At 56.0% G+C, this 9,626-nt stretch carries 11 protein-coding genes; 7 read left to right on the top strand and 4 right to left on the bottom strand.

Annotated features, from left to right (window positions below; genetic code table 11):
* Positions 1-190 precede the first annotated feature (190 nt).
* The 7 genes from ACFO1S_RS17945 to ACFO1S_RS17975 all read left to right on the top strand — a co-directional run bounded on the left by ACFO1S_RS17945 (position 191) and on the right by ACFO1S_RS17975 (position 6,697).
* Positions 191-1,528, top strand: coding sequence for an aminotransferase-like domain-containing protein (locus tag ACFO1S_RS17945; protein WP_204606399.1), 1,338 nt, complete (start codon positions 191-193; stop codon positions 1,526-1,528).
* Positions 1,529-1,670: 142 nt separating this feature from the next.
* Positions 1,671-2,348, top strand: coding sequence for a nicotinamide riboside transporter PnuC (gene pnuC / locus ACFO1S_RS17950; RefSeq protein ID WP_204606398.1), 678 nt, complete (start codon positions 1,671-1,673; stop codon positions 2,346-2,348).
* Positions 2,345-3,361, top strand: a complete 1,017-nt coding sequence (locus ACFO1S_RS17955; protein ID WP_204606397.1) for an AAA family ATPase — start codon at positions 2,345-2,347, stop codon at positions 3,359-3,361. Before pnuC ends, ACFO1S_RS17955 begins: the two co-directional genes overlap by 4 nt.
* A gap of 19 nt (positions 3,362-3,380) precedes the next feature.
* The gene (locus tag ACFO1S_RS17960) at positions 3,381-4,262 is read left to right on the top strand and encodes an NUDIX hydrolase (RefSeq protein ID WP_378127275.1); all 882 of its coding nucleotides are present in this window, start codon (positions 3,381-3,383) and stop codon (positions 4,260-4,262) included.
* Positions 4,263-4,264: 2 nt separating this feature from the next.
* The gene (locus tag ACFO1S_RS17965) at positions 4,265-4,825 is read left to right on the top strand and encodes an NADAR family protein (RefSeq protein ID WP_204606395.1); all 561 of its coding nucleotides are present in this window, start codon (positions 4,265-4,267) and stop codon (positions 4,823-4,825) included.
* Position 4,826: 1 nt separating this feature from the next.
* On the top strand, positions 4,827-5,648 hold the full coding sequence (locus tag ACFO1S_RS17970) for a TIGR02452 family protein (RefSeq protein WP_204606394.1): 822 nt from the start codon (positions 4,827-4,829) through the stop codon (positions 5,646-5,648).
* A gap of 467 nt (positions 5,649-6,115) precedes the next feature.
* Positions 6,116-6,697 (top strand): thioredoxin family protein, encoded by a 582-nt coding sequence (locus ACFO1S_RS17975; protein ID WP_204606393.1) that lies wholly within the window; start codon positions 6,116-6,118, stop codon positions 6,695-6,697.
* A 165-nt stretch (positions 6,698-6,862) separates the two neighbouring features.
* Here ACFO1S_RS17975 and ACFO1S_RS17980 read toward each other — a convergent pair whose 3' ends face one another.
* The 4 genes from ACFO1S_RS17980 to ACFO1S_RS17995 are packed head-to-tail and all read right to left on the bottom strand — an operon-like array spanning position 6,863 to position 9,520.
* The gene (locus ACFO1S_RS17980; protein ID WP_204606392.1) at positions 6,863-7,702 is read right to left on the bottom strand and encodes an energy-coupling factor ABC transporter ATP-binding protein; all 840 of its coding nucleotides are present in this window, start codon (positions 7,700-7,702) and stop codon (positions 6,863-6,865) included.
* The gene (cbiQ, locus tag ACFO1S_RS17985) at positions 7,690-8,448 is read right to left on the bottom strand and encodes a cobalt ECF transporter T component CbiQ (protein WP_204606391.1); all 759 of its coding nucleotides are present in this window, start codon (positions 8,446-8,448) and stop codon (positions 7,690-7,692) included. Before cbiQ ends, ACFO1S_RS17980 begins: the two co-directional genes overlap by 13 nt.
* A complete protein-coding gene (locus ACFO1S_RS17990; protein ID WP_204606390.1) occupies positions 8,445-8,750 on the bottom strand; it encodes an energy-coupling factor ABC transporter substrate-binding protein in 306 nt (101 codons plus the stop codon). The genes cbiQ and ACFO1S_RS17990 overlap by 4 nt, the downstream gene beginning before the upstream one ends.
* On the bottom strand, positions 8,747-9,520 hold the full coding sequence (locus ACFO1S_RS17995; protein WP_204606389.1) for an energy-coupling factor ABC transporter permease: 774 nt from the start codon (positions 9,518-9,520) through the stop codon (positions 8,747-8,749). The genes ACFO1S_RS17990 and ACFO1S_RS17995 overlap by 4 nt, the downstream gene beginning before the upstream one ends.
* Between the last annotated feature and the right edge of the window lie 106 nt (positions 9,521-9,626).

Raw genomic sequence — 9,626 nt, forward strand, 5'->3', positions numbered from 1 at the left:
TTTAGTTTGATGTGCCCTTTTTCCTCGGCTGCGTGGCTTAACTGCCAAGAAAATTTCCATTTCTAACGAATGAGGGACTTGACATCATACCGCTGGACTTTAACTTTGTGCGATATAACTATCGTACAAGGGAGTTCCGTTGGGTACAATGAATAAAACGAATGACTGTACCGGTACAGCTGGAGGGAACATGAACAAGTTTTATCGCATTGCCGACGATCTTGAAGAGGGAATTCGGAACGACCTGTACCGCGAAGGCGCAAGACTGCCCTCTGTACGGGAGCTTAGCCAAGCTTACGCATGCAGCAAAAGCACGGCCATCCAGGCGCTTAGGGAGTTGGAGAGCAGGAAGGTGGCGTACGCGGTTCCCAGAAGCGGCCATTATGTATTGAAAAAGTCGATTCGGTCTCAAGCGGCGCCGAGGGGGGAGTATGATTTTGCGACAAGCGCGCCCGACTGGAATCCTTTTCCCTATGCGGAGTTCCAAGCCTGCATCCGTAAGGCCATGGATATCTATCAGCAGGAACTGTTCGGCTACGGAACGCTGAAGGGGCTGCCGTCGCTGCTTAAAGCGGTTCGCCGCCAATTGGAGAACCATCAGGTGTTCGCCAAGGAGGAGCGTTTGATCGTGACCTCGGGCGTTCAGCAGGCGCTGTTTATTCTCATGTCGATGCCTTTTCCCAACGGCAAGGAAACGATTCTGGTGGAGCAGCCCAGCTACCATCTGGTGATCGGTTACCTGAATCAGTTCGGATTAAAGGCGGAGGGCGTCGAAAGAACGGCTCAGGGCCTGGATCTCGTGCGGCTGGAGGAGCGCTTCGGCGCGGGGGACGTCAAATTTTTCTATACGATGCCCCGGTTCCACAATCCGCTTGGCAGCTCTTATTCCACAGCGGAGAAGCGGGCGATTCTGAAGCTTGCGGAGAAGTACGATGTCTATCTTGTCGAGGACGATTTTCTGGCGGATTATGAGACGGACGGCAAGGCGGACCCAATCTATAGCTATGATAGCCACGACCGCGTCATTTACTTGAAAAGCTATTCGAAAATCATGTTCCCTGGGCTGCGGATCGGAATCGCCGTGCTGCCTCCTGCGTTAATGCCTGTATTTCAGCAGTACAAGACCTACATTCATATCGACAGCTCGATGATCTCTCAGGCCGCTCTGGAGATTTATATTCAAAGCGGCATGTTCGAGCATCATAAGAACAGGATCAAGCAGGCTTATCTCCAACGGGCGAGCGCTCTGAACGAGGCCGTGCGCGCCATGGTCCGGGAGCTGCCGGATAGCCTGGCTGTTGCAGAGCCTACGCAATGCATGCACACGCATCTCGTGCTGGACAGGCGCGTGAACGTGAACCAGTTGATCGAGCGCGCCAAGCGCGACAAGGTGGTTATCGAGACGGCGAATCTGAACTACTTAACCGATTTCCCCAGGATCAAGATGATTAAGCTGAATGTATCTCTGGTGCCGACCGAACGGATTGCGGAAGGGATACGGAAACTGACGAAAGCGATTCGATTGTAAATTGGGAATGCGCGCAAGCTTGCTCCTGGCGCACATTTCTGTTATTGTTGATATTAACAAAATGTTATTATCAAAATAATACGAAGATAGCAACGGAGAATCGGGCAGCGCCCGATTCCGGTGAAGGACGGAGGGAAAGGGAATGAAGAGGATTTGGCGCGACTGGAATGCATACGAGATGGCTTGGCTGGGCCTGTTCTCCGGGATCGCGATTGTCTTGACCGTCATCATGAAGGATACGTTGTTCGGATTTACGGTCTTCCTTACCGGCGTGCTATGCGTCGTGCTTGCGGCCAAAGGCAAGCTGATGACGTACGTATTCGGCATGTATAATACGTTCGGATATGCCTATCTGGCGTACAACAACGGTTTGTTCGGAGAAGTGATGCTGAATCTGCTGTTTTTCGTCCCTATGAACGTGATCGGATTTGTTCTCTGGAAGAGGCATCGGCACGGCGACAAGCTGGCCATGAGGCAGTTGAATCGAAGCGGCTTGCTTCTTGCGGCCGTCGTGAGCCTTGCAGGCAGCCTGTCGCTAGGGCTCGGATTGTCGTTTATCCCGGAGCAAAACTCGCCCTATATCGATGCGCTGACGACCGTCTTATCGATCACGGCAACCTTCCTTATGGTCAGAAGGTTCAAGGAGCAATGGCTGGTGTATATCGTCTTGAATCTGTTCACGGTGCTTCTATGGGTTATCCGTACGTTGGACGGCAGTCCGGACGGCATGCTGATGATCGTCATGTGGAGCGCGTATTTAGTGAATGCCCTGTATGGCTACTACATTTGGAACAAAGGGGCGAAGGAGGCCGCGTCATGAAGACCTTGGGATTAACGTTGGGGAAGTTCGCTTCTCTGCACAAGGGGCATCAATTCATGTTTGATACGGCGCTGAAAGAGGTCGACGAGCTGATCGTCGTCATCTACGACACCCAGGTGACGACAATTCCTCTTCATGTCCGGGCTGGCTGGATTCGCAAGCTCTATCCGACGGTTCGGGTGATTGAGGCTTGGGACGGCCCGGACGGCTACTCCAACGATCGGGAGCATGAAATTCGGGAGGAGCAGTATATTCTTGGCTTGCTGAAGGGAGAGCAGGTGACGCATTTCTATTCCAGCGAATTTTACGGTGAGCATATGAGTCTGGCCTTGGGCGCGGTGGATCGGCGAGTGGACGAGGAGCGCAGGCTTGTTCCGATCTCGGCGACGAGGATTCGGGAGAATCCCTACGAGAACAGGCGATTCCTCAGCGATATCGTGTACAGGGATCTCATCACGAAGGTTGTCTTCGTCGGAGCGATGTCGACGGGGAAGTCTACGCTGACGGAGGCGCTGGCCAAGCGGTACGGCACGACCTTCGCCAGCGAGTACGGCCGCGACTACTGGACTGAGCATCAAGTGGACCGGAGAATCGGCTTGGAAGCCTTCGACGAGATTGCTGTCGGCCATCTGGAGCGGGAAGAGAAGGCGTTACTGGACGCGAATCGGTATCTGTTCGTCGATACCAACGCCATCACAACCTATATGTTCGCGCTGGATTACCATGGGCGGGCACCGGAATTGCTGACTCGAATCGCCCTGGAGAACGCCGGACGCTACGATCTGTATTTTCTGTGCGAGGACGACATCCCGTATGACGATACCTGGGATCGCAGCGGCGATCAGAAGCGCAAGGTATTCCACAAACAGATCATCGCGGATCTGAAGGAGCGTCGAATTCCTTACATTCCGCTCAAGGGGAGCCTGGAAGAGCGCATGCGCAAGGTGGATGAGGTGCTGGCGGAATTTGCGCCGTTCGCCAACTATTACGGCAAGCTTGCCTTGCAAGAATAGAGGAGGTGGGATCGTGGAAATGCGGGATGGCAACGGATTGACGGAACGCGAGTTCATGGAGCGGTACAAGGCGGAGGATTACGAGCGTCCCTCGGTGGCTGCGGACATGGTCATCTTCACCGTGACGGACAGGAGCGAAGACAACTACCGCAAGCTGCCCGAGAAGGAAATGAGGGTGCTGCTCATCCAGCGGGGAGGACATCCTTTCCTGGGGAAGTGGGCCCTTCCGGGCGGCTTCGTTCGACCGAACGAAACGACGGAGCAGGCTGCGGCCAGGGAGCTGCAGGAAGAAACCGGCGTGCGGAATGTTTATTTGGAGCAGCTATACACCTTCAGCGATATTGGAAGAGATCCGCGGACATGGGTCATGAGCTGCTCCTATATGGCCTTGATCGATAGCAGCCAGCTTCGCCTGAAGGCGGGGGACGATGCGGCCAATGCCGCCTGGTTCAAGGTATCCTACCGGCAGCTGAGCGAGCGGAAGGAGCTCCTCGCAGGCAGGAGGACCAGCTTTCGGAGACATGAGCTTAAGCTCAGCTCGGACCACGGCGAGCTGACGGCTGTCGTGGAACGCGCGATGACCTCATCGGAAGCTACGAGCGGAACGTCATTTACGGTTCTATTCAACGATGGACTGGCGTTCGATCATGCGAAGCTGATCGCTTACGCCATCGAACGGCTGAGGGGAAAGCTCAACTACACGGATCTTGCGGTGCATCTGATGCCCGAGCTGTTCACGATGACGGAGCTTCAGCAGGTGTACGAGGTCATTCTGGACAAGGAGCTGCTGAAGCCGGCCTTTCGCCGCAAGGCGGCGGATCTGGTCGAGGAATCGGATCAATATACGGAAAATGCGGGACACCGTCCTTCCCGGCTGTATCGAAGAAAACAGGAGGAATGATCATGATCTACAATATTGATAGCTTGCGAGACGAGTGTCGCAAGGGAAGAACGTTCAAGTATGTGTTCTTCTGGGGCCACACTCCGCCCGAGGACGGAAGCGTAACGAAGAGCTGCTTCAGTCAGTGGTGGATGGAGCCGTTCCGGGTAGAGGGGACGGAGTACTCTTGCTCAGAGCAGTACATGATGGCGGAGAAGGCGCGATTGTTCAAGGATGACGAGATGCTCGATGCTATCTTGCGTGCGCAGCATCCCAAAGAAATGAAAGCCTTTGGACGCGCCGTGAGAAATTTCGATAAGGATATTTGGGATAGCCGATGCTATGGCATCGTCCTGAGAGGAAGCATGGCGAAGTTCTCGTCCCATCCGGGAATGGGAGACTATCTGAAATCAACGAAAAATCGGATCTTGGTGGAAGCCAGCCCGCGAGACCGAATCTGGGGCATCGGCATGGGACAAAACAATCCGGCTGCGGAGAACCCCTTGCTATGGCGAGGGCGGAACCTGCTGGGGTTCGCGTTGACCGAAGCCCGCGATGCATTGCTGGCGGAAGAAGGGAACTAGAATGAATCGGAAAGAAATCGCGCAGGCGACCCTGCGCATTCAGCAACAAGGCTATTACGAGCTTGATGGGGATAGAATCGAGTTCGCTCCGCAACAGCGGCATTCCGAGGAGAACAGCCGATTGATCGCTCCCGAAGAAGGAGCCGCTGCGGTCGCAGACGTTCAGACGCCGTCCGCGGCGCCGCAGGCCAGGCGTTCCGTTGCCAACGAGGCAACCGTTAAAGCGATATTAAATGAGGTTGCGGCCGGGAGATCCGGGATCGGGGTGTTAAACTTCGCCAGCGCCAAAAATCCGGGCGGCGGTTTCCTGAACGGAGCGATGGCGCAAGAGGAAAGCCTTGCCGCCTCCAGCGGACTGTACGGCACGCTGCTTCGCAACGAGGGTTATTATCGCGCGAACCGGGCATGCGAGTCGATGATGTATACCGACTATGCCATCTACTCCCCGGAGGTTGTGTTTTTCCGCGACGAGCGCTTCAACCTGATGAAACGGCCGATTACGGCTTCTGTCTTGACACTGCCCGCTGTGAACTATGGCCAGGTGATGTTGAAGGGAGAAGATCGCGTACAGGCGGAGCGCGTTATGAAGGCGCGCATGCGGCTGGCATTGGCGCTGTTCGCGCATGAGGGGAACAGGTGCTTGATATTGGGAGCTTACGGCTGCGGAGTGTTTCGCAACGATCCGGTCCAGGTGGCGGGCTGGTGGAAGGAGCTGCTGGACGCGGAGGGCTATGGTACGTTGTTCGAGGAAATCAGATTTGCAGTTCTGGATACCTCGAAGGAAGGCAAGTGCATTCGCGCCTTTGAGCAAGAGTTTGGCTAATGCCAGGCAGGAGAAATGAGATAAAAGCGACTAAGGGCGACGATGTCGAGGGATCTTTGAACTCGCGAGGGAATTGCGCCTATGCGGCTGCGAAATAATTGTATAGGATACAACTAGTTGGGACAATAATGAGGGATATTGCAAGATTAATTGCATTTGCTGCAACTAAGCTCAGCGAATTTGCTCTTGTTCATGTGTATCGTAATGATTAGTTGCACTTATTGCAATTCTTTCCGAGAGAGAGGCTATGTGGCGAGAGTTTAGCTGCAGGAATTGCAATTAAATAGACCGTCAACGGCTGGCCCTTCGGGGTATAGCCCCTCGAAGCAGTCCAAGGGCAATCCGGGGTCACGGGGTCACGGAGCACCGGCCGGAATTTCCGCCTGAACGAATTTCGTGTTAAGATGGGACCATGTCCGGCTGTAAGCTTGGACCAACCTAATCTTATCTTTCAGGAGGGAATTCACATGTCTTTTACGCTTCAACCGGGTCAATCCGCCGTAGATTTCTCGCTGCCGGCTACGGACGGCCGCACGTATACGCTCGGGGACTTCGCAGACGCCAAAGGCCTGGTCGTATTCTTCACCTGCAATCATTGTCCTTACGTGATGGGTTCGGATGAAGTCACCCGCAGCACAGCGGAGAAGTTCGCTCCCCATGGCATTCGTTTCGTAGGCATCAACTCCAACAGCGTCGCGACCAAGCCGGATGATTCGTTCGAGCATATGGTGCAACGAATGGAGGAGCAGAAGTTCCCTTGGGTCTACCTTCACGATGAGACGCAAGCAGTCGCCAAAGCCTACGGGGGTCTGCGTACCCCGCACTTCTTCGTCTTCGATGCCGACCGCAAGCTTGTCTATACGGGGCGCGGCGTGGATCAGCCTCGCGATACCGGCAAGATGACGGTCAACGATCTGGACAACGCCCTGTCCGAGCTCGTTGCCGGGAAGCCAATCTCGGTGCCTCTGACCAACCCGATCGGCTGCAATGTGAAGTGGGACGGCCAGGATGAGCACTGGATGCCCGTAGAAGCTTGCGATCTGGTGTAGTTCAGTAGCGATACCGAAGGGAATTCTTGCGGCCGCAACGGGTTTCGGAAGGTAAATGAGCTTATCGCCATAACAAATGCCCCTCGCGGCAACAGGGTTATCGTACACCTGTTGTCGCAGGGGCATTTTCATTTTACATGGAGCTGTCTGATCGTCGGGACGGGCTTAAGCTTGCGGCAAATGGCCCAGCAAAGCCTTGAACGCACCCAGGCTGCGAGGCGGCTCAGAGCGCTCCTGCAGCGCTTGGGGCAAAGTCCGCCACAGCTCGTACAGCATCGGAAGCTCCAGCCCAAGCTCGTCGATTCGATGCTCCTGCGCGAATACTTCTGCGGGCGTGCCCTCTATTACGCATTCCCCGCCATTGAGCACGAGTATCCAGTCGGCCCACGAATAAGCCAGATTCATGTCATGGGTCGCCATGGCGACGGTTACGCCTTCGGCATGAGCGCGATCCAGCTCCGCGAGCAGTTGCCGCTCCGAGAGCCTGTCCAGGTAGGCGGTCGGTTCATCCAGAAGCAGAAGCTCCGGCTTCAGCACCAGCACGCCCGCGAGAGCGACCCTCTTCTTCTGGCCGAGGCTCAGGTGATGAATGGGTAGCCTGGCGATGGAGGAGAGGCCCATCGTCTCTATGATCTGTTCGGTGCGCAGACGAATGTCCGGCTCCGGCACGTCGGCATTGCGCAAACCGTACGTAATGTCCTCATAGGGCGTGTTGAGAATTAATTGATGCTCCGGGTCCTGGAACACCAATCCGACCTGGCGCCTAAGCCTGCGGAGAGAAGCGCCGTCATAAGCCAGCCCCTCCCTGCGCCAGCTCAGCTGTCCCGATTGCGGACGATGAAGTCCGATTGCGTGCAGGAACATCGTCGATTTGCCGGAGCCGTTGGCCCCGCAGATCGCGATTTTGCGCCCTTCGGGCAGGCGGAGCGACAGTCCGCGCAGCGCGTCCGAATCCGTGCCTGAATAGCGGTAATGAAGCTTGTCGAATTCCATTATAGCGGCCATACGAAGCCCTCCCATCGAAGCCAAATCTCGACCGCCGCCAGCAGCGGCAAGCCGATGCAGATTTCCGCGCGCCGAGGCCGGGAGAGGCTTGCGCCCTCGTAAGGGGCCAGCCGGATATCATCGGTGAACCCCCGCGCGGTTAGTCCTCGGGCGAGGCCGTGATAACGCTGCATCGTGGCGGCGAATAGGCGGGTAACAAGCATGGCGGTGTCGCGCAGCTTGCGTTTAAATCCCGAATGCCCCCCGCGCGCGCGCTGGGCCATCGTCATCTCCCTGGCCGTCTCCAGCAGCAAGAACAGAAAGCGGTACATGATCAGCATCAGCTCGATGACCAGAGAGGGGATGCCGATCTTGCGAAGCACCTGGAACAATTGCGCCATCGGCGTGGTCAGAATGACGAACAGCATCGCCGACAAGCAAGCCGTCGCCCGGAACAAAACCTGGACGGCGGTATGCAGGCCGGAATCCGACCATGCGAGCGAGCCTTCGCGAAGCTCGATCGCAAGCGCGGGAAGGCTGGCGGCGAAGAACAGAAGGGCGCTTCCGAACAGCGCCGCATAGTACTTCAAGGGGATTCTCGCGTAGCCGATCGTCCAGAGGAGCATCCATCCCGTCAAGAGAAGCTGAACGGGGGGATGGGAGGCGTAAGCGAGCGCGATGGCAACCGCTGCGAAGCCGCACTTCCATAACGGAGAGATAGAGCTTAAAGCGTTGCGGTAAGAAAGAGTGTCAATCGTTCGGATCATAGAGAGTTGTCTTTGTCTCGATTCGAGGTTTTATTCTTGGACTTGCCCTTCAGGTACCCAATCGCATAGCCGATCACTCCGGCGCCCAGCGCGGCTTGCAAGGCGAACAGCATGCTTTCGGTTTCTCCCGGCAGCTCGAAGAAGGAGGAGAACCAAGGCTCGTAGGTCGGGTGGATTTCCGTGATAACGGCTTCCGCCGCATCGTCCGCTCCTCCGAATTCGCCGTTGACGAACAACAACGGAATCAAGGCGAGAAGAATGACGGCTGCTACGATCAGAACGTTTTTCGTTGCTGTTTTCAAGATTGTCGTGCTCCTTTCATTTTGCGCTGCAGCAGCGACAGTTCTTCAGTATTGTACGATAGCAGCCAGTTCCAGATCAGTACGGTAAGCAAGCCCTCGCTAATGGCCAACGGAATTTGCGTCACGGCGAAAATGCCGCCGAATTTGGCGAAGGAGGCGAGAATGCCGCCGCTCTCAGCCGGAAATGCCATTGCCAGCTGCAACGAAGTAACGATATACGTGAACAAATCGGCAATGGCCGCAGCGAAGAAAATCGCCAGCTTTTGTTTGCCGGTGGAGTTCATCAGCCATCTATAGACGGCATAGCCCGCGAATGGACCGCAGACCGCCATCGAGAACGCATTGGCGCCTAAGGTCGTAATGCCGCCGTGCGCCAGCAGCACCGCCTGGAACAGCAGGACGACGGAGCCGAGAACGCTCATCGGCAGCGGGCCGAACATCACGGAGCCCAGTCCGGTTCCGGTCGGGTGGGAGCTGCTTCCCGTTACGGAAGGAATCTTCAAGGCGGACAGGACGAAGGTGAAGGCCCCCGCGACTCCCAGCATCAGCTTGAGCTCCGGGGTTTCCCGGGTAATGATCGCCAGCTTGCGTACGCCAAGCGCGAAGAACGGAATAAAGGCGACCCACCAGAATACCGCCCAGCCTACGGGCAAGAACCCTTCCATAATGTGCATCGCATGCGCGGTTTGCGGCGAGTTGACGGTCAAGTAGAGCGTGAAGCCGGCAACCAGCAGCACCGTAGCGAGCAGCTTTTTGTCTTTCCTTTTCATGCATGCCTCTCCTCGTATAGTATCTTTTGAAAGCATCTTTAAGTCAGTTTCCAGTCCCCGAGGGGCTGGAAAGGAACTTTTGAAATTTCCAGCGAATCGCTCCTTG

The organism is Cohnella boryungensis, from assembly GCF_042651945.1.
GTDB classification, from domain to species: Bacteria; Bacillota; Bacilli; order Paenibacillales; family Paenibacillaceae; genus Cohnella; species Cohnella boryungensis.